This window comes from Synechococcus sp. O70.2, from assembly GCF_047462135.1.
GTDB lineage: Bacteria > Cyanobacteriota > Cyanobacteriia > Thermostichales > Thermostichaceae > Thermostichus.
Map to the genome: position 1 here is coordinate 440,237 of NZ_JANSIS010000001.1, position 19,478 is coordinate 459,714.

Consider the following 19,478-nt stretch of genomic DNA (forward strand, 5'->3'; position numbering starts at 1 on the left):
ATCCCAGCGCAGCCCCCTGAGCCTATTGGGTACCATCGCCTTCCGCCTCAGCCACCACCAACAGAGTTTTCAGCAGGGAATCCGGGTTGAGGCTAATGGAGTCGATCCCTTGCTGCACTAGGAAGCGGGCAAAGTCAGGGTAGTCGCTGGGGGCCTGGCCACAGATGCCAATCTTGCGCCCGTGGCTTTTCACGGTCTGGATTACCCGGGCGATCATCCGCTTGACCGCCTCGTGGCGCTCGTCAAAAAGATGAGCCACCAGGGCGGAGTCGCGATCCAACCCCAGGGTGAGCTGGGTGAGGTCGTTGGAGCCGATGGAAAAGCCGTCGAAGATCTGGCAGAACTCGTCGGCCAGGATGACGTTGCTGGGGAGCTCGCACATGACGTACACCTGCAGGCCGTTTTCCCCTCGCACCAGGCCGTGGCGGGCCATCTCCTCCAGCACCTTGTGCCCTTCTTCGGGGGTGCGGCAGAAGGGAATCATCAAGATGACGTTGGTCAGGCCCATCTCGTCCCGCACCCGTTTCATGGCCCGGCACTCAAGGGCAAAGCCGTCGCGATAGCGGGGATCGGTGTAGCGGGAGGCCCCCCGCCAGCCAATCATGGGGTTTTCCTCGTGAGGCTCGTAGCGGGATCCACCCAGCAGGTGGGCGTATTCGTTGCTCTTGAAGTCCGATAGCCGCACGATCACCGGCTTGGGGTAGAAGGCAGCGGCGATGGTGGCCACTCCCTGGGCCAGCTTGTCCACAAAGTACTCCGGCTTGTCAGAATACTGGGCGGTGAGCTCTGCCAGGCGCGGCTCCTCCTTGACCGCCTCCTCGTAGTGAACCAACGCTAGAGGGTGCACCTGGATGTGGTTGGCGATGATGAACTCCAGCCGCGCCAGACCTACGCCATCGCAAGGGATCTCGCTGAGGCCAAAGGCTTTTTCCGGGTTGCCCACGTTCATCATCAGTTGGGTGCGGGGGCGGGGCAGCTTCTCGAGGGGGATCTCTGTAACTTCATAGGACAGCAAGCCAGGATAGACGCGCCCTTCCTCCCCTTCGGCACAGGAGACGGTGATAGGATCGCCGGAGCGGAGTACTTGCGTGGCGTTGCCGCAGCCAACAATGGCCGGGATCCCCAGCTCGCGGGCGATGATGGCCGCATGGCAGGTGCGCCCCCCTTGGTTGGTGACGATGGCGCTGGCCTTTTTCATGATCGGCTCCCAGTCGGGATCTGTTTTCTCCGTCACCAGCACCTCGCCCGCTTGGAACTGATCCGAGCGGCGCACATCCAAAATGACCCGAGCTGTGCCCTGGCCAATGGCCTCCCCCACTGCTCGTCCCCGAACCAGGGGTTCTGGGCGCGCCTGTGGCTGCGTCAAGCGATAGGTCTTGAGGCGGTTGGCCGCCTTTTGGGACTGCACCGTCTCGGGGCGGGCCTGGACGATGAACAGCTCGCCCGTGATCCCATCTTTGGCCCACTCGATGTCCATGGGAGTGAAGCGGCCCCGCAGCGCCGAGTAGTGCTCTTCGATAAGGCAGGCCCAGCGAGCCAACTCCAGGATCTCGTCGTCCTTGAGGGCATATTGCCGGCGCAGGCTTTCGGGGACGGGTACGTTTTTGGTGAAACGGGATCCCTCCTCGTCGTAGACCAGCTTCAGGGCCTTGCTGCCCAGCTTGCGCGAGAGGATGGGCCGCAGCCCCTGCTTCAGGGTAGGCTTAAAGACCACGTATTCGTCGGGGTTGACGATCCCTTGCACCACGTTTTCCCCCAGGCCATAGGCCGCGGTGATCAGCACCGCATCTTTGAAGCCGGTTTCTGGGTCGATGGAGAACATCACCCCCGAACAGGCCAAGTCCGAGCGCACCATCTTCTGTACCCCCACCGAGAGGGCCACCTGAAAGTGGTCAAAGCCCTTGATCTGGCGGTAGGAGATGGCCCGGTCGGTAAACAGGCTGGCAAAGCAGCGGTGGCAGGCATTCAGCACCGCCTTTACTCCGTGCACGTTGAGGTAGGTCTCCTGCTGGCCGGCAAAGCTGGCGTCGGGCAGGTCTTCCGCCGTGGCGCTGGAGCGCACCGCCACATCGGTGTCAGGGCCGTAGCGCTCGCACAGCTTCTGGTAGGCTTCGGCAATGGCCTGCTCTAACTCCAGTGGGAAAGGTGTCTGCAGGATCAAGGTGCGGGCAGCTTTGCCCCGCTCGCGCAGGTTCCGCACATCCTCGATGTCTAGGTCCTTGAAGATCTCCCGCAGCTTCTCCTCGAGGCCGCCAGCGGCAATGAACTGGCGGTAGGCATGGGCAGTGGTGGCAAACCCCAGGGGCACGCGGATCCCTTTGGGGGCTAACTGCTGCAGCATTTCTCCCAAGGAGGCGTTTTTCCCGCCTACCTGAGCAATATCCCGCAGGCCCACCTCTGTGAGAGACAAAACCAAGGGCGGCTCTGAGCCAAGCTGGCGTTGAGGGGGTTGCTGAAGCGGGGACCCCAGCGCTGCTCCATCCAACATGCCTTGCCTCCTTGTACCCAGCGGACCAACTGTGTAATAAGTGTTGCAACACTTGCGTGTAGCAAGAAACTTTCCCCAGCCAGAATCTGGCCCGGCTTTAAGGAGCTATACCCCCACTGTACTGAGGGTTTTTCTCTGGTTAAAGTCCCGGCACAGCCCCCTAGAGAAACCTGAGAAGGAGATGACACAAAGCCAATCCTGCCAAGATCCTGCTGAGAAAGCTGACACAAATCTTCGACCTTTTTTACCTAATGCAAAAGTAACCGCTCTGCCACAATGTTTTCAAAGCAGCAGTTTGCGGAAACAAGGCAAATGGAAGACCCCAGAGATCCAGTGGCAGAAATTCGCCGGGTGACGGTGACGGAGAAACAGCAGGGCTTGCGGCTGGATCGCGGGTTGGCAGAACAACTGCCCGATCTATCTCGCTCGCGCCTGCAGCAGCTCATCCGCCAGGGCCAGGTTTGGCTCAATGGTCAGCCCTGCCTGGATAAGGATCGCCCCCTGCAAGCGGGGGATCAGATCGAGGTGCGGATCCCGCCAGCCACCCCAACCTCGTTGCAGCCGGAACCGATCCCCTTGGACATCCTCTACGAAGACGAGGATCTCCTCGTCCTCAACAAGCCGCGCGGCCTGGTGGTGCATCCTGCTCCCGGACACGCCAGCGGCACCCTGGTGCATGCGCTGCTGGCCCATTGTCCTCACCTTTCGGGGATCAACGGCGAACTGCGTCCGGGGATTGTCCATCGCCTGGACAAAGACACCACCGGCGCCTTGGTGATTGCCAAGCACGATCAGGCTCACCAGCACCTGCAGGCCCAAATTCAAGCCAAAACTGCCCGGCGCATCTACCTGGGAGTGGTGTTCGGGCGTCCTGCCCAGAGCCAAGGCACTATCTCTGCCCCCATTGGGAGGCACCCGGTGGATCGGCAGAAGATGGCCGTCCTGCCCCCCGGCCAAGGGCGAGCAGCGGTAACCCACTGGCAGGTGCTGGAGCGCCTGGGCAACTACACCCTAATGCAGTTTGAGCTGGAGACCGGTCGCACCCATCAGATTCGGGTGCATGCCGCCCACCTGCACCTGCCCATTGTTGGGGATCCCCTCTACACCCGGAGCAAAACCAGCCCCGTCAAGCTAAGCGGCCAAGCTCTCCACGCCTGGAAGCTCTCCTTTGTTCACCCACGCACTGGCCAGCCACTGCAGTTTACCGCTCCCTTGCCAGAGGAGCTTGAGCGGCTGCTGCGGCAGTTGCGCAGCCAGGTTGGCTAAGGGAGAGGCAAGCAGGATTGCAAAAAGCTAGGGCACGGAGCTCGGCGTTCTTAAACAGAAGCTAACCCAGCTTTCACCAATCCACAACCTCCGTTCGGGGGCAAAAGTGCTTGACTAAAGGCAACTAGCCATTGTTGCGGATCCCTTTACATTTGCCGGCGTCGCTGAGGTTAGCCTTATGAGTTCCCTGAGCTCCCGTCGCTTTTTCCTGCAGTTGTTGATGTTTGGGGGTGGGGCAGCTGCCCTGGCCGCCTGTGGGGGCACCTCCAGTTCTTCTATCCCGCCGCTGGGGGAGCCGGGATTTCCCCAGGGGGTGTTTGCCGGGGATCCTACCCCCGAAGGGGCGGTGCTCTCGACGCGGGTGGTGCCGGCTAGCAGCGTGGATACGGTGGCGGTGACGCTGCAGGTGGCGGAAAATGCTGGGTTCAGCCCCATTCTGCAGCAGGTTTCCCTCACTGCCTGCCGCGTGGCCGGTCGCAACTACCGCACCGAGCCAGGCGACTACATTGTCCGCACCGTCGTCACCGGCCTAAGACCGGCGCAGCGCTATTTCTACCGTTTTGTTAGCGAGGGGTTTACCAGCCCCGTGGGCCAGTTCCGCACCCTGCCAGCTCCAAAGGCCCCACCGGCAGTGTTCTGACCGATCCCCTGGGACGCCGCGGAGAACTGATTCTGCCCCAGTGAGGAGCTAGACAGCTCCGGCCTAGAAAAATAGAGGGCTTTAGGCAGATTTTATCCACCCTACTCTGATCGAAATCAAGGGATCCCCGCTCTGGTCGGGATCCCTTTTTTGCGATTTTCAACATGGGATCCTTAACGTGATCTGGATCATTCGGGAGAAACAGAGTTGGCTGCTAGAGTGTGGGTGTTGAGGTGGATCCCTGTAGCCAAATCCATTCTTTCTCCGTTCTTCAGTAAGGAGGGCATTCCTATGGCTTCGGTGCGGGGCTGGTTGATGGCAAGCCTGATAGGGGCAGCCGCGGTTGTCGGGGGTGCTGCCGCCTGGGCTCAGAGCCGTAGTTTGTGGCTTCTTAATGGACAATCGACCGTAGTTACAGGCTACTTCTACCAAGGTGAAAACATCTGGGCGCAGTGTGATCGGGATTGCTTCGATGTGGATCTGGTGCTTTACGATGCCAGTGGTCAAGTGTTGGCTACAGACGAACTCTTGGACGATTTCCCCATTGTGCAAGCACCCTACGAGGGAAACTTTGCCGTTAAGGTGATTATGGCTAGCTGTCTCCACCCGCGTGGTTGCGCTGTGATTGTAATTCGGACTACAGCTTCTAAAGGGGCGCCGGCTGTCCTTAACTTCGCCCCCACGGCTTGGAAAGCCAAGTCAGCAGCCTAGCCTGCTTTTTGGGTGGCTTCTTGCACTTTGGCGTGGGTAAACTTGCTTATGCCATGGACGGTCTTCTCCCAGTAGAAGGGCTTGGTAAAAAGCTGCCACAGGGCCATATAGGCTGCGATGGAGTGGAGCTGCCAATAGATGGGGTTGAGCAGGGCATAGAAGGCCAGATCGTAGTAGCCGCGTCGGAAGACAGCCACCAAGTTTAGGTAGATCCCGATGGCATTTCCTACCAGGAGATTGAACAAGCCTAGGTAGATCAGCCAACTCGGGAAAATGTTTTGCAGCCAATGAGCACGGGTGAGCAGCCAGTAGAAAAAGAGCAGCCACATAATGGGGCTGGTGAGGAAGGTGAAGAAGCTGCCCCCGATGAAAAATTGGTAGGCCAGCCAGTTTTTGAGGCCCAGTTTGCGCAACGAGCGCAGGGGGTGGCGGTTGTGGACTAGCCAAGTCTGAATGTAGCCCTTGATCCAGCGAGAGCGCTGCCGGATCCAGTTTTTGAGGGCACAGTTGGCCTCTTCGTAGGTGGTGGAGTTGATCACCCCCACCGTGTAGCCGTGCTGGCTAGCGCGGATGCCTAGATCGGCGTCTTCGGTAACGTTAAAGGGATCCCACCCCTGCAATTCCCGCAGGCGGTCGGTGCGGAAATGGTTGCTCGTGCCTCCCAGGGGGATGGGCATTTTCAGAGTTTCCAAGCCTGGCAGGAGGTAGTCAAACCAGTAGGAATACTCCAGCGTAAACATGCGGGTGAGGAAGTTCTCGTTGCGGTTGAAATAGTTGAGGGCGGCCTGGACGCAGACCAAGCTGGGATCCCCTTTTTTGAAGGCGATGATCGCTTTTTTGAGTTGGTCAGGGTCGGGGATATCCTCAGCGTCGTAGATGGTGAGGTATTCGCCGCGGGCAAAGGCCAGCCCATAGTTGCAGGCTTTGGGCTTGGTCTTGGGCTTGCTATCTGGCACGATGAGTAGGCGCACGTAGCGGGGGGGCTTGGCGGCCCGAGCGGCTTCGATGGTGGCCTGGTCGTTTTCCTCCAGTAAGATGATCACATCCAAGCGCTCGTGGGGGTAGTCCAGCTTGGAGAGGGAGTTGATGAGAATCGGGATGACTTCTGGCTCTTTGTAGACCGGCACCAGGATGGTGTAGATGGGCAAAGTGCGGTCATCGAGGGCAGCCACTTCCTCATCGGAGATCTGGTGGAAGCGATCGGCGGATCCCACCAGGCTGAGCACGAACTTAAAGAAGATCGAGGCTACATAGAAGAGATTGACCAACAACACCAAAATCGTCAGGGTTGTCCAAGGAGCACTGGCCAACCCCCACAGCAGCAGCACCAGCAGGCCGTAGCCTACCGCAATTTGGGAGGGGGTAAACACCCGCGAGGCCGATTCCTCCGGCAGACGGGTCAGCAGCTTGTAGACTGCCTCTTGGCTGAAGCGGGATCCCTGGTCTTGGCTGAGAAGCTGCGTGATATCCTGCTCGGTGCCCAGAACTTTTTCAATACGCAAGCCTGGCCGCCAACTGTAGAGCAGCTCATCCACCGCCCAGTCCAGTGGGTCATTGACCATCACGGTGAGGGTGTTCTCATCCGTCCAGTTCAAGGGGTAGAAGAGGTGGCGCATCATCAGCTCGGGCTCGAACTGGCGGCTCAAGCTCTCGTCGCGGTAAAGCAGCCCTGTCCCCATCAGCTCCGAGACGGAAGGATAGCCCAGCAGATGGGCCAGGATGCTGAGATACTCGGGAGTCGAGAGATAGCTCAGACGGGTCAGCACTTGCCCCAGGTTGGATCCAGTGCGGCGGCGGATGTCCAAAGCCTGCTGCCACTGCTCTAAGGTAAGACGGCTGCCCAGCAGATCGGCGGCCAGCTTGCGTTCGAGGATAACTGTCAGGATCTGCTTTTCAGTGGCCGGGATCTCCCAGAGTTTTTCTGCTTCCGGGCACAGGCGTTTCACAGCCTGCCAAACGCCGGGGTAGCCCGGCTCTTCAGTGGCCACGACAACGGTTTGCGGGTTGAGCCAGCCACAGGGCAAAAAGCGCACCGGCACCAGATCGATAGGCTCGATCAGCCAAGGCAGCTCTAGGTCGAGGGGATGCTCGAGCAACCAGCTCCTCAGCTTGGGCCGATCCAAGATCTGACAGCAGAGGCGAGCAAACTGACGGGGGTGCATGGCCCGCAAGCTCCAAAGAGCCCTGGGCAAGGAGCAGCCCACTGCTTCGCGGTACTCCTCGGCTTCCGCCAGTTGCTGCCGGGTGAGGTAGCCTGTCTGCACCAGCCAGGACTTAATCGACTGCAGCATGGCCTCGAAGTTTGGGTTTGGCTTCAGTCTGGCTCAAGCAGAAGTCGATGACTGGCCCCCCTAGGAGAGGGTCGGGGATTCGGGGCGGCGGGCCAAGCGTTGGTAGGTATTCCAGGCCCCTACTGCCAGCAGGAGAGCCAGCACTAGCACCAGCCAGTAGCGGTACTGCCACAACAGGAGCTGCCAACTGAAGCGACCGGGGTAGCGCACTCGATAGCCTTGAGGAGTGAGATCCCAGCTCTGTACCTGGGTGAGCTGGGGGGTGGCAGCGTAGGCAGTGAGCACGTTTCCCTGTAGCTGGTTGGCCAGGCGGGTGCGCGGATCGGCAAGGCCGCGGCTGAGGCGCTCTGCCAAAGCTGGATCGGATCCCCACCAAGACAGCCACAGGGTGGGCTTGCCCTGAACCAAAAAGTACTGCAGCAGGCCAAGGTTTTCTTGTGGTTGAGCAGCCAGGGCCACCTGCTGGTTTAAGGGATTGAGGATCTCAAACTGGGATCCCAGCCGAATGGGGCTATTCAGCTCCACCTGCTCCGGGGCGGCTACCAGGATTTGCCAAGCGAAGTTTCCGCTCTCCAGTTTGCCTCCCTCTTTGGGCAGAAACTTCACGGCGGGCAAAAGCGGTCGGGCAGCCAGCCGGCTGAGGGCACCGACCAGGTAGGCGGCAGCCGGCAGCAACTGCGGATCCCCCAGCCACACTTGGCCCGATCCCCGCAGCACTGCTGGAATCTCTTGCAGCTCCCCAGTGGGAGCTTGGTAGCCGCTCCAGAGAAGGCCAGAGCTATCGGAACGCACTTGCAAAGTCAGCGGGGTCAGGAATCCTCGACAATTGCCCGGGCTGGCCCCGTAGTCAAGGCGCAGCTCCAGTTGGTTGAAGCGGCGCAGCAGGCGGGTGGGCAGAGTAACAGTCTCGTTGAGCTGGGTGCGGCCTGTCAGGTTGTAGGTGCGCAGCAGAACGCCGTTCAAGAACACGTAGCCCGTCAGGCGATCTCCCACTCGGCCATCCACCGGGTTCATGATCACATCCAGTTGCGCTGCCAGATCCCGCGGGCGCCCCCCCAGTTGAGATAGGTTGAAGTTGAACACCAACGACTGGCTGCCAAACCCCCGCAGCAGGGGATCCACAATCCCCAGCTCACGGAAGCTGAGGCGGTTGGCCCTGAGAGCCTTCTCCAAATCGGATACTGCCACCACCTGGATCCCTCGGCTCACCAGACCTGCCCGCTTCCATTCTTCATAGAGAGCAAGAATAGCTTCCCGGCGGGCGGCCACTCGCAGGCGGGATCCCTCGGGGGTAATTTCATGCTGCAGGTGGGGGGTGAAGTTGGCCGGTTCTAGGGTAACCTGAGCTCCTGCAACCGGGCGGTTGCTCCAGAGAATAGGGGTCTGGGGAAAGAGGTGGGAAAGCAAGCTATAGAGCCAAAGGGCCGCTTCTGCGGCTTCAGGAGTGAGGTTGGCTGGCACCACCAGAGTAAGCTGAGGGTATACCAGGCGCAGAAAGCCAGCCACCGTGGTATCCGGAACGCGGGGCACCAGCTCAAAGAAACTGTCCCGCCCCACCGTCAGCAACAGATTGCCGGTGTTGAGATCGGCGCAGATGTCATCGCTGATGCTCAAAAAAGGCTGGACGGAGACAGTAATAAAGCGCTCCCCAGGGGGCAGAGCTGGGATCGGCACCCGCACCACTGGCTCCTGCCGCAAATCTCCCACCAGAAAGATCCCAGCCAGTTCGTCGTTAATGAGCACCCGCACGGTGGAAGTAGGCTTCAGCACTGGCGAGGGCTCCAGCCGCAACTGCACAAAGCTAGCTTCAGGATCAACGCCATTGATAGGGGCAGGGACGGTAACATCGAGGCGCGGGTTGGATCCCTGCAGCAGCACCGAGCGCTCGTAGCCTAGCCTTTGGAACGAAAGAGGCTCTGCTTGTCCTGCCTCTACCGGCACGCAGCACAGCAAACTGGCAACGAGCAGCGCCCATCGTCTTCTCCTCTGGCTCACCTTTTTGTTTGGATCCCTAGACATGCACAGACAAAGCCCAGCTCTAAGGTGGGAGCAGCCGTCCAGGCTTCAGAAGTTATTAGCCGGCCACAAGAGAGCCCTTTTGTCTTGGGCCTACCCTATGTGCGAGCGTAGTCGTCCTCGAAGCGTACAATATCGTCCTCTCCCAAATATTCCCCGTTCTGCACCTCGATGACGACCAAAGGGGTAGTGCCAGGGTTTTCCAGGCGGTGCTTGGTACAGGGGGGGATGTAGGTGGACTCGTTGGAGTTGAGTAGCATCACCTCTTCGCCCCGCGTGACCCGCGCCGTACCCCGCACCACAATCCAGTGCTCGCTGCGGTGGTAGTGCATCTGCAGGCTGAGGCGATGGCCAGGCTTGACCTCGATGCGCTTGATCTTATACATCGGCCCTTCATCCAAGACCCAGAAGGCTCCCCAGGGTCGGACTTCTGCCTGGGAGGGCAAAAGCTCCAGCGTTGGAATTGCCGCGTTGTCCCTGTCCCGCGCAGACTGTAGCATTGAGGTCACACCCTGTTCCCGTTCAAAGACCTTCCTATCTTCACCTGCAGCCCGCCAACTTTTCATCGACCATTTTGCTGAACCCAATACGCCAAAATGCGTAGAAGAAACGCCTCGAAAATACGGCTCTGCAGGGATCCCCAAAAACACCCACCCATCACCCAATGGTTTTTCTGAAGCTTGTTGGCATCCAGTCGCTTTTGGGATTCCCTAGAGGATCCAAGTCTCCCAGCTCAATTGTTAAGTTTAGTAGTTGAATTTGTTTACGAAGCATCTATGTTTGCAACTCAGCTTAAAGCCTTCTGGAGGCTCTTTGCGCCCATCGGGATCCCGTTGCTGCTCCTAGCTGGCCTTTTGTGGGGGCTCAAGGAAGGCTGGGGCTGGGTGAGCTTGGAGATGCAGTTTCTTGGCTACAAGGGATCCGTAGCCGCCCTGGGGCCGGATCCGCGCCTGCCCATTGTCGGCACCACTTTCCCCCCCTCCCTGGTGCTGGCCACGGCCATTTTGGGGCGATCGCCGCTGTTGCTGCAGGCCATTTTGGGAGCCCTGTTGTTGGGCTGGATGGGGCAACAGTTGCGCCGTCTGCCCGCCGGCCTGGGGTGGCGCTGGCTGTGGGGCTTGTTGCTGCTGCTGCAGCCAGCTTTGATCCTGATGCTGCTGCGTAGCCCCGCCTGGACAGCTACCTCGCTTTTGCTGGGGGTGAACATGGCCTTGTTGTTTCCCCTGGCCGATGAGAAACAAGCAGCGGAGAAGGATGAGCTGCCCGTTACGCTGCGGCTGCTGCTCATTGGCCTGACCTTGGGGCCTCTGATGGTGCTGCGCTGGGAAAGTAGCTGGCTGCTGCCCTGGCTGGCGATAGCGCTGCTATTGGCTTTTCGCCGCGAATCCTGGGGTTTTCGGCTGGCTTCGCTTTTGGTGGCAGGCTTTGTCAGTCTGGCCTTGATCCTGAGCTGGCTGTACGTCAACTGGCTGTCGGTGGGGGATCCCTGGGCCTTTACCTTTCAGGTGGGCAGTGGCCTGCGGCTGCCCCAGTTGCGGGAAGACTTACAGCAGGTAGGTGGCTGGCGGGGGCTGCTTGAAGCGGGGAAGTGGCTGGCGCTGCTGGCTCCTGCCTATTTGCTGTTGGGGATGGGATCCCTGTTGGGTCACGGTTTGGGCCGTCGCGTCTGGATCTTGATCTGGGGGATGCCGCTAGGGCTCCTCTTGGCTTCCCTAGGGCAAGGGCTGTTTCTGCCAGAGCTATGCCGTTTTGCTGTTTTCTGGGCACTCTTGCCTCTTGGGATGAGCGCCTACCTCGCTCGTGGAGCTGGTCCCTGTTGGGCTAAGTGCTTGTTGATCACTGCTCTCTTGGGGCTGAACTGCTTGACCGCCGGCTATGGGCTAAGCCAAGAGTCGGGTTTTTGGGCGCCCTTGGTAGCCGAAGAGCGGGATCTCTGGGAGCGACTGGTGGCAGAGGTAGCACCCATAAGCCCCCAGTTGGAAGCTGCCCAAGACCTGTACGAAGTAACTCCTAGCGGGCAAGCTCTAGAAACATGGCGAAGACAGCGGCAGGAAAAGCGCCAGGTTGGGCAGTATCTCTATCGCCACCTGTTGCCCGGACAAAAAGTGCTGGTGGACGACGACATCCACTTTGAGGCTATCTTTTGGGCAAGGGATCCCCGCTCTTTCCTTACTCCTCACCAGTACGAGTTTGCCCTGGCCCTTCAGCATCCCCAGGAAAGGGTGGACTACCTCTTGGTAGCGGGGCCAGCGGATCCCTTGCGGAGCGCCGATCGCATCCTGCAATTTTGGCCTGAGCTCAATTTTGAGGGGCTGCCGGGCTTCAGGGAAGTTTATAGCTCCCCCCAAGTGCGGCTGTGGGCCCGCCAGGTAAAGCTTGAGGAGGAGACGGAATGAGCTGGAGACGACGATGGCCGAGGCGACAGGTGCTGCAGATGGGCGGAGCGCTGCTAGCTGCCTATGGAGTTGCCGGCTGTGGTCAAGGCTCCGAAAACGTTGCCCTTGGGAACCTGAACTTGTCAAAGCTGCTGGCCCGCTGGGAAGTGGGCATCGGGGCAGATCCCGGTCGCTTCCTCTGGGAGATTGAGTCGGATCCGCAGGTGGCGGCAGTGGCGCAGGGGTGGGATCCCCATTTCCTGAGTGGCTGGCTCAACAGCTTTGACCACCGCCAGGGGGATCTCTCCTTTTGGCGCAACTGGCACCAGGCCGGGCTTTTGCGGCAGTGGTTTGAGCGGGGCTATACCCTCCACATCATCACCTGGGAAGACGACACCCACCGCCCCTGCGGCGACTACCACATCTCCCAGCAGTTTATCCAAGACATAGCCGAGCTGGCGGGGTATATTGCCCAAGCCAACCCCCAAGGCCGCCCCACTTACTGGAGCTTGGCCACCGAGTTCTCCTACTGGCGCATTCCTGCCGATACCTACAACGCCGACACTGCCCCCTACTACCAGGCTCTCATGCGCAACGTCCTAAGAGCTCGCCAGGCCATCAAGGAGCGTTTGCCAGAGGCCGAAGTGGCCCTCTGTTGGGGCGGGTGGATTGCCACCTTCGACGATCCCCAGCGCGGGTCGGGGCGCAGCATGGTGGAGCCTTTTGCCGAGACGATGATCCAGATGGACGGGATCGCCTTCCAGTCCATGCGCCAGCGGCGGCCAGGGGAGTTTAACCCAGAGCTGAACGGCCCGGATCCCGGTAACCCGGAGCAGATCCGCCTCTGTTGCCATCTCTTTGCCCCCATCCACCGCAACTTGATGCTGGCCCACTACGAGCCCTCGATTAAGGAAAAACACCCCAACGGCGGTCGGGCCGACACGGTCCAGGTGGACTTTGCCATCATGAGCCGGCGGGAGTGGCTGCAAGAGGTGTCGCAACTGGGGCTGCGGCGCATGTCTCTCATGCACTACGGCCTCTACAAGGGGGATCCCTATGGGGCGCTGACAGCAGCGCGGCAATTCCGGGCCCGGGTGGGCTTGCCGGCTGTTGCCAGGAGGGTGTAGCCGTGGAGACGAGGACCCAAAACGGCCTTTGGCAGATACAATCCCCCTTGGCGGCGCTGTTGTTGGGGATCCCCAGATGAAGCCTTTTGCCATAGCAAGAAGCTGGCTGCTGGGCCTAAGCCTTGTCTTGGGTCTAGAGCTGCCAGCCTGGGCAGGCTGTGGCTTTCCTCGCGGAGAAGGGAAGACGTTTTTCTCGCTGCAGCCCGAGGTCTACCAACCCCGCACCCGCTTTGACCAGAAGGGACGCCTGCAGCAGGCCCTTTCCGAGTACGGCGAGACCCGCCTTAACCTGTTTACTGAAACTGGCCTTAGCGATCAACTCACCCTCAATCTCAACACCAGCTATGTTTTTTTGGAAAATCGCTTTGCTAGCGGCGACCAGCTTGTAACCCAGCGCAACCAGGGCCTGCGGGATCTGGAGCTGGGCCTGCGCCATACTTGGGGAGAGGGGGATCCCTTTTTCTCAGCTCAGTTGACGGCCCTCATCCCGCCTGGATACGCCACCGAAAATACCCCCCTGCCCTTGGGGTACGGAGTCTTTGGCTACGACTTCAGCTTAGGAGCGGCAGCCAATGTCGAGCTGGGATCCCTGCCTGCCTTTTTCGACTCCTGCCTCACGTTCCGGGACTACCTGGGCTATCCCGGCGATCGCCTCAAGGCCAACTTAACCCTTGGGGCTGATTTGACTCCTGAGCTGCAGGCCATCCTGGCTTTGGATGGAGATTTCACCCTGGGCAACGGTGCGCCTTTGTTGTTCGGGGATTTGGCCGTTCAGGATCCCAACTACGACAGCCTCAAGCTCTCCGGCCAGCTCAACTGGCGACTAGAGGGAGGGTTAACGCTGGGCCTAGGAGGGTTTCAATTCTTGACTGGTCGCAACACCAATGCCGGCGGCGGCTTCACCGGCTATGTGTGGCTGAGTTACTAAAACCCAACAAAATATTGCAGGATACCCGCCTCGGTAACAGGGATCCGCAGCGCCAGATCTAGGATGAGTCTTGGCAGCTGTTGGCCAGGAGAACGGATCCCATGCCTCGCTTTGAAAACATCATTGCCGCCATCGACGGCACTGGCCCCACCGAGCAGATGGTGCATACCCTCCTGTCCTTGCCGGCCTTTGCCCAGTGCCATGTGACGCTGCTGCATGCGGTGCCTTCCCAGACCTCTGCCGAGGAGATGCGGGCTGCCTGGCAAAGGGGGCAGGAGCTATTGGCCCAGACGCTGCAGACCTTTCCCCCGCGACCTGGGCTGAAGATCAGCACCCAACTGGTGGAAGGGGATCCCAAGGTGGTGGTGCTGCAGGTGGCGGAATCTCTACCCAATCCCCTGATTGTCATGGGATCGCGGGGGCGCAACCGCATCATGGCCATTTTGCAGAACTCGGTCAGCCAATACGTGTTCCAGCTTGCCTCCTGCCCCATGCTGCTGGTCAAGGACGACGCCTACGTCAAATACCCCAGCCACGTCATGGTGGCCCTCAACAACTCCCCCGCCGCCCAGGCCGCCTTTGCCACGGCCCTGGATCTAGTGGCCGGCATCCCGGGAGCCCAGATTTTCCTAGCCTCTGTGCAACTGGATGCCGATGCCCAAGCTCGGGACGAGGTTCTGGATAAAGCCATTGCCACTCTCAAAAGCCGCCAAATCAGCCATCGGGTGTTCACGGCGGTCGGGGATCCGGGCACCGAGATTGTCCGGCTGGCGGAAGAAAGCAAGGCCGACCTGCTGGTGATGGGATCCCCAGATCGCCGGCCCAGCATTGCCCGTAGCATCCCCGACTTGGATCGGCTCTTGGGACGATCTGTCTCCGACTACGTGCGGGTGCATATCGGCTGCCCAGTGCTGATGGTGCGCTCTGTCCAAGACTGACCTAGGGCAAGATGGAGCGGTGCTCCGTCACGCGGTCGCTCTGCTGCTGGCGATCTGGGCTGACGGCCCAAGCCTCGAAGATTAGCTCAGGGACGCCGGGAGGGATGGTCATGCGGGTGAGAGCTTGCCACTGCCCCTGCTCGTTGCGGGAGAAGTCCAGCAACCAACGAGGGCCATCCACCAAAGAGCGGGTGCGGCCATGCTTGACCCAAAACTTAATCCACAAGGGAGGCTGCTCGCTCGAGCTACTGGCAGAATTGAGCGAGGCGGGCAAACGCAGCACTACGTCAAAATTGTCACCTGCCCGCAGGTGCTCGGGCACCAGCAGTTGGGGCGCTGGGCACACGCCTGGGGGCAAAGGTAGGGTTTCCGGGTTTTGGTCGATAACAGCCGAAGGTGAGGTGGGCTGGATCTCGGTTTGGGCTGGCAGGACAGCCTCTTTGCCAGGCGGCTCAGTTGGAAGAGTCCCCACCCCAGGTTGGGCGTTGGCTTTGGCTGCAGCCTCTGCTGGGGAGGCAGGGGAGGCTGGGAGTTCTTCTGGCGGAAGCGGGTCGGGAGCTTCTTTTCCCCCAGAGGCGCTGCGCTGCCAGATGCGCAACAACTTCTGCAGGGTGCGCTCGGGGGAGAGCAAGGTTGTAGTCGAGGCAGGGCTGGCCTCAGGGGTGGGTGGCTCTGCTTCCTGGGGCAAAGAGGGTGGCCCTTCCCCCTGGCCGCGGCAGCGAACAGAGAAGGGGACTCTCAGCAGCTCTGGATGCTGCCAGGAGGAGGGAGCAAGGCACACTTCTCCCCGCAGAGGGCGAGCCCAGGGCTGGCTGGGTAGGGTGAGGGGAATGCTAAACACTGCCGTTCGCGCCTGTCCTGGGAGTTGAATCTGCCGTCGCCCTTGGAAAAGGGGATCCGGGCTCCCCTCCTGCCAAAGCCGTACCTGCAGTTCGCCGCTGCAGCCAATTCGCCCCGTCAACACCAGTACTTCCTCAGGGGATCCCTCCAGTTCGCTGTGCATGAGGGAAAACAGCTCGGGTGGGGGGGCAGGCTCTTTGGGCTGAGGAGCGGATTCGGGCTCTGTTGGCTGGGCCACCAAGGCGGCTGCTGGTTCTGACTGAGCCGGGGCAGGCACGACCTGGAAACGCAGACAATTCTTCAGCTCCTTCTCGCCAAACAGCTCAGCTATCAAGTCGGCATCGCGGCAGTGCAGTTCCCAGGAACCAGGGGCAAGACGAGTGGCCGGCAAGATAATGGCGATCCCCTCCTCGTTGGTGCGCACCGAACGGGTTTGCAGGAGCAAGAGATCTCTTTTCGAGGTCTTCGCCTCCGCCGGGGCCTGCTCATCCTCTGCTGCCAAAGGGCGGTGGCGAACTTCCACAGTAATGGTGAAGTAGGGCTGGGGACAATGGGCCAGGACAGTGTACGTGTCTTCCTCCAGAATGGCTCCTTCGGCTGGTACTGGCTGCCATTCTTCTTGTCCGTTGCGCCGTACCCAAAAACTCAGCATTCCGCGGTCACCTCTGGGAGAGCAAATACTTCACCAGCTCAGCTTGCAGGAGGGTTTGCTGCTGTCCTGTGGGCAAGTGCTTCAGCTGCACCTCGCCGGCCACCGCTTCCGCATCTCCCAGGACCACAGCCCAAGTGGCGCCGCTGCGGCTAGCCCGCTTGAACTGCTTGCTAAAGGGGCTGCCGCTGAGATCCAGCTCGGTGCAAAAACCAGCTTGGCGCAGGGCCTGGGCAACCTGAAGGGATTGGGCCTCTGCCTTGGCTCCGCGGGAGATCACGTAGACGTCCAGCGGCCTGGCCACCCCCTCTAGCTGCTTCTTTTGCAGCAGCAACACCAGCCGCTCCATGCCGATGGCCCAGCCTACGGCCGGGGTCGGCGGTCCGCCCAGCTCTTCCACTAGGCCGTCGTAGCGGCCGCCCCCGCAGACGGTGCTCTGGGAGCCCAATTCCGGCGAGACGATCTCGAAAGCAGTGTGGGTGTAGTAGTCCAAGCCGCGCACCAGGTAGGGATCCAGCTCATAGGGAATGTCTAGGGCTTTGAGATGAGCTTGCACTTGCTCGAAGAAGGCGCGTGAGTCAGCGCTAAGGTAATCGGGCAGCTTGGGCGCTTTCTCAACAATGGCGCAGGTGTGGGGATCCTTGCTGTCGAGGATGCGCAGGGGGTTGCGGCCAAGACGCTCCTGGGAGTCCGGATCCAGCTCTTCCTTCAAGGGGGTGAGGTAGTCCACCAGGGCTTGGCGATAGGCCAGCCGGTCCTGCGGATCCCCAAGGGAGTTGAGCCGTAGGGTGAGGTTTTCCGCCCCCACCGCCCGCAGCAGATCCCAGGCCAGAGCGATAACCTCGGCATCGGCGCGGGGATCGCGGCTGCCCAGGAGCTCCACTCCCAACTGATGGAACTGGCGTTGCCGCCCCGCTTGGGGACGCTCGTAGCGAAACATCGGCCCACAGTACCAGAGGCGCTGCACATCGCCCGCCATTTGCAGCCCATGCTGAATGTAGGCCCGCACCACACCGGCAGTGTTCTCGGGACGCAGGCTCACCTCCTGCTCGCCGCGGGTGCTAAAGGAGAACATCTCCTTGCCCACCACGTCGGTGGCACTGCCGATGCTGCGAGCAAAAAGCTCCGTCAGCTCCAAAATGGGGGTGCGGATCTCCTGGTAGTTAGCCCGCCCCAAGATCTCGCGGGCACTGGCCTCCACCTGCTGCCACAGCCTTACCTCCTGAGGCAGGATGTCGCGGGTACCCCGCACCGCGTGGATTTTCCCCATGTCTGTTCCTCTCACCCAGAGCCCCGCCCTGGGAAGCAAGGGTTCGTGTCAATGCCATAATATCGCCCTGCTGGCGGGGGGCAGAGCTAGCCTCGGCTCAAGGGCTCAAGCTAGCGTAGAAAGCGGCAACTTGGCTGGCAGCGGCCACCGCCGCGGTGGTGGATCGCAGGATCGTAGGGCCCAAAGAAACAGGCACTCCGCCGTGGGCTTCCGCTTGGCGGCGCTCCGTCTCTGTCCAGCCACCTTCTGGGCCAATAGCCAGCGCCACGACGGCACCCCTTAGAGGCGGCAGGACTTGCAGCAGCGGGGGGGCGTTTTGGCGGGCAACCGCTATGCCCCACCAGTTGGCCTTGAGCTCAGCCAGCCAGCGGCTCCAGGAAGTAGGCAGGTCAATTTGGGGCCAGTGCAGCCGCTCACACTGTTCTGTTGCCTCCCGCACAATTTTTTGCCAGCGTTCCTGCCGCCCCGATCCCGGCTCCACCACGGTGCGCTCCGTCAGCAGAGGGGTAATGCGCGCTACCCCCAGCTCGGTAACCTGGCGAAACACCTCGTCAAATCCCGGCCCCTTGACCACTGCTAAGCCCAGATGCAGGTAAACGGGCAATTCCCGCGGCGGGGCCTCTACCTCAGCCACAATTTGGCATTTCTGGGGCTGCCAATGGGCCAGCCACAGCTTGCCGGAGCCGTCCAAAACCAAAAAGGGATCCCCCCCCCGAAGGCGGTGCACCCGCTGCAGGTAGTGCCGCTGCGGGCTGGTTAAATAGATCCCACCGGTGGGATCCCGCTGGGCCGGGTCGATAGCCAGGCGGGGCAGGGAACTTAGAGAGCGCGTGCGTTCAGACAGCACCACTCCCCCCGTCGCCAAAGGGCTGCAACCAACCACTCGTTGGCCTCCAACATCTCCGTAACCAACCTGGCCTGCTCGAGGAGAATGCCGCTGAGGATAAGCCAGCCCCCTTTCTTCACCACTAGGCCAAACCCCGGGATCATATCCAGGATCACGTCGGTCAGAATGTTGCACACCAGTCCATCCACCATCTCCGGAATGCGTTCCAGACTGCCCTGAGCCACCTCGATCCGCTCTGTAAGGCCATTGAGGTCGCGATTGTGGAGTGTCGCCTGCACCGCCAGCGGGTCAACATCCACAGCATAAACCCGCTTGGCCCCTAAGAGGGCTGCCGCCACCGACAGAATGCCCGAACCGCAGCCCACATCGGCTACCGTCACCCCCTCTGTACCCGCTCCTAGGCGCATCTCCAGGGCTTCCAGGCAAAGCTGGGTGGTCGGATGGGTGCCTGTGCCAAAGGCCATGCCCGGATCCAGCCGCAGCAGGAGACGGCCAGGGTGAGGGGGTGGATCCAGCCAGGCTGGACAGATGAGCAGCCTCTCTCCCACTGGCTCAGGCCGCCAGTGTTGCTTCCAACTGTTGCTCCAATCCTCTGCTTCCATTCGTTCCCAGTGCAGCTTGGGAAGGGGCTGGCCAGCCACGAGGGCATCTTGCCGCAGGCGCAGCGCCAGAGCCGCCAAGTCCAAAAGAGTGGCGCGGAAGCAGGGCAAATAGGCGTGAATGCTAATTTGGTCTTCGCCATAAGCCTGGCTGGCCATGCCCTGACAGCCAAAGCTCTCCAGCCGCCAGAAGATCTGGTCTTCCTGCACAGGGGAGGCGAGGATGTGGAGATCCCACCAGGCTCCACCCGGATCCGGCACCTGGGCAGAGGAACGCGAGGAGGGATCGGCAACAGTCCTGCTCACGGCGGGAGTTCTTGAACGGGAAAACAAAAAGGCTGCCAAAGGGGTGCCGTTGGCTTGGCCAAACCAGTTCTTGTTCTAATTTAGGATCACCCGCTGCCCTGCAGCTCCCCCTGCTGGGGGGTTTTTGATGCCCTCCTTGATCCCGTGAGATAGAGTTTAATTGGACGCGCGCTTCGCCTCCCCTGAA

15 protein-coding genes are annotated in these 19,478 nt (G+C 60.7%); 7 read left to right on the top strand and 8 right to left on the bottom strand.

All coding sequences use genetic code 11. From position 1 onward, the window contains the following. Positions 1 to 22: 22 nt before the first annotated feature. On the bottom strand, positions 23 to 2,488 hold the full coding sequence (ppsA, locus tag NW812_RS02065) for a phosphoenolpyruvate synthase (RefSeq protein WP_414393594.1): 2,466 nt from the start codon (positions 2,486 to 2,488) through the stop codon (positions 23 to 25). 312 nt (positions 2,489 to 2,800) lie between these two features. On the opposite strand from ppsA, the gene NW812_RS02070 reads away from it, so the two are divergent. The 3 genes from NW812_RS02070 (at position 2,801) to NW812_RS02080 (ending at position 5,105) form a co-directional block, all read left to right on the top strand. Continuing rightward, the gene (locus NW812_RS02070) at positions 2,801 to 3,754 is read left to right on the top strand and encodes an RluA family pseudouridine synthase (RefSeq protein WP_414393595.1); all 954 of its coding nucleotides are present in this window, start codon (positions 2,801 to 2,803) and stop codon (positions 3,752 to 3,754) included. A gap of 178 nt (positions 3,755 to 3,932) precedes the next feature. Then, a complete protein-coding gene (locus NW812_RS02075) occupies positions 3,933 to 4,394 on the top strand; it encodes a PhoD-like phosphatase N-terminal domain-containing protein (RefSeq protein ID WP_414393596.1) in 462 nt (153 codons plus the stop codon). Between the two features lie 291 nt (positions 4,395 to 4,685). Next, a complete protein-coding gene (locus tag NW812_RS02080; RefSeq protein WP_414393597.1) occupies positions 4,686 to 5,105 on the top strand; it encodes a hypothetical protein in 420 nt (139 codons plus the stop codon). Here NW812_RS02080 and NW812_RS02085 read toward each other — a convergent pair. The 3 genes from NW812_RS02085 to NW812_RS02095 form a co-directional block, all read right to left on the bottom strand. Beyond that, complete coding sequence (locus NW812_RS02085; RefSeq protein ID WP_414393598.1) at positions 5,102 to 7,396, bottom strand: glycosyltransferase family 2 protein; 2,295 nt, start codon at positions 7,394 to 7,396, stop codon at positions 5,102 to 5,104. The genes NW812_RS02080 and NW812_RS02085 overlap by 4 nt on opposite strands. Before the next feature lie 60 nt (positions 7,397 to 7,456). Next, entirely contained in the window at positions 7,457 to 9,391 is a 1,935-nt protein-coding gene (locus NW812_RS02090) for a cellulose biosynthesis cyclic di-GMP-binding regulatory protein BcsB (RefSeq protein WP_414393600.1), read from the bottom strand. 119 nt (positions 9,392 to 9,510) lie between these two features. Then, positions 9,511 to 9,912 carry a cupin domain-containing protein gene (locus NW812_RS02095; RefSeq protein WP_414393601.1) on the bottom strand — a complete coding sequence of 134 codons (402 nt, stop codon included), beginning with the start codon at positions 9,910 to 9,912 and terminating at the stop codon, positions 9,511 to 9,513. Between the two features lie 276 nt (positions 9,913 to 10,188). On the opposite strand from NW812_RS02095, the gene NW812_RS02100 reads away from it, so the two are divergent. The 4 genes from NW812_RS02100 to NW812_RS02115 all read left to right on the top strand — a co-directional run bounded on the left by NW812_RS02100 (position 10,189) and on the right by NW812_RS02115 (position 14,780). After that, a complete protein-coding gene (locus NW812_RS02100) occupies positions 10,189 to 11,808 on the top strand; it encodes a hypothetical protein (RefSeq protein WP_414393603.1) in 1,620 nt (539 codons plus the stop codon). Beyond that, positions 11,805 to 12,914: a hypothetical protein gene (locus tag NW812_RS02105; RefSeq protein ID WP_414393605.1), complete on the top strand. Its 1,110-nt coding sequence runs from the start codon at positions 11,805 to 11,807 to the stop codon at positions 12,912 to 12,914. The genes NW812_RS02100 and NW812_RS02105 overlap by 4 nt, the downstream gene beginning before the upstream one ends. Before the next feature lie 28 nt (positions 12,915 to 12,942). After that, complete coding sequence (locus tag NW812_RS02110; RefSeq protein ID WP_414393607.1) at positions 12,943 to 13,842, top strand: hypothetical protein; 900 nt, start codon at positions 12,943 to 12,945, stop codon at positions 13,840 to 13,842. A gap of 101 nt (positions 13,843 to 13,943) precedes the next feature. Then, positions 13,944 to 14,780, top strand: a complete 837-nt coding sequence (locus tag NW812_RS02115; protein ID WP_414393609.1) for a universal stress protein — start codon at positions 13,944 to 13,946, stop codon at positions 14,778 to 14,780. A gap of 1 nt (position 14,781) precedes the next feature. Here NW812_RS02115 and NW812_RS02120 read toward each other — a convergent pair whose 3' ends face one another. From NW812_RS02120 to prmA, 4 genes are all read right to left on the bottom strand, one after another. Beyond that, positions 14,782 to 16,272 (bottom strand): hypothetical protein, encoded by a 1,491-nt coding sequence (locus NW812_RS02120; protein WP_414393610.1) that lies wholly within the window; start codon positions 16,270 to 16,272, stop codon positions 14,782 to 14,784. A 7-nt stretch (positions 16,273 to 16,279) separates the two neighbouring features. Next, positions 16,280 to 17,539: a histidine--tRNA ligase gene (gene hisS, locus NW812_RS02125; RefSeq protein WP_414393612.1), complete on the bottom strand. Its 1,260-nt coding sequence runs from the start codon at positions 17,537 to 17,539 to the stop codon at positions 16,280 to 16,282. A gap of 97 nt (positions 17,540 to 17,636) precedes the next feature. Then, positions 17,637 to 18,386 carry a 16S rRNA (uracil(1498)-N(3))-methyltransferase gene (locus NW812_RS02130; RefSeq protein WP_414393614.1) on the bottom strand — a complete coding sequence of 250 codons (750 nt, stop codon included), beginning with the start codon at positions 18,384 to 18,386 and terminating at the stop codon, positions 17,637 to 17,639. After that, positions 18,359 to 19,246, bottom strand: coding sequence for a 50S ribosomal protein L11 methyltransferase (prmA, locus tag NW812_RS02135; RefSeq protein ID WP_414393801.1), 888 nt, complete (start codon positions 19,244 to 19,246; stop codon positions 18,359 to 18,361). Before prmA ends, NW812_RS02130 begins: the two co-directional genes overlap by 28 nt. Between the last annotated feature and the right edge of the window lie 232 nt (positions 19,247 to 19,478).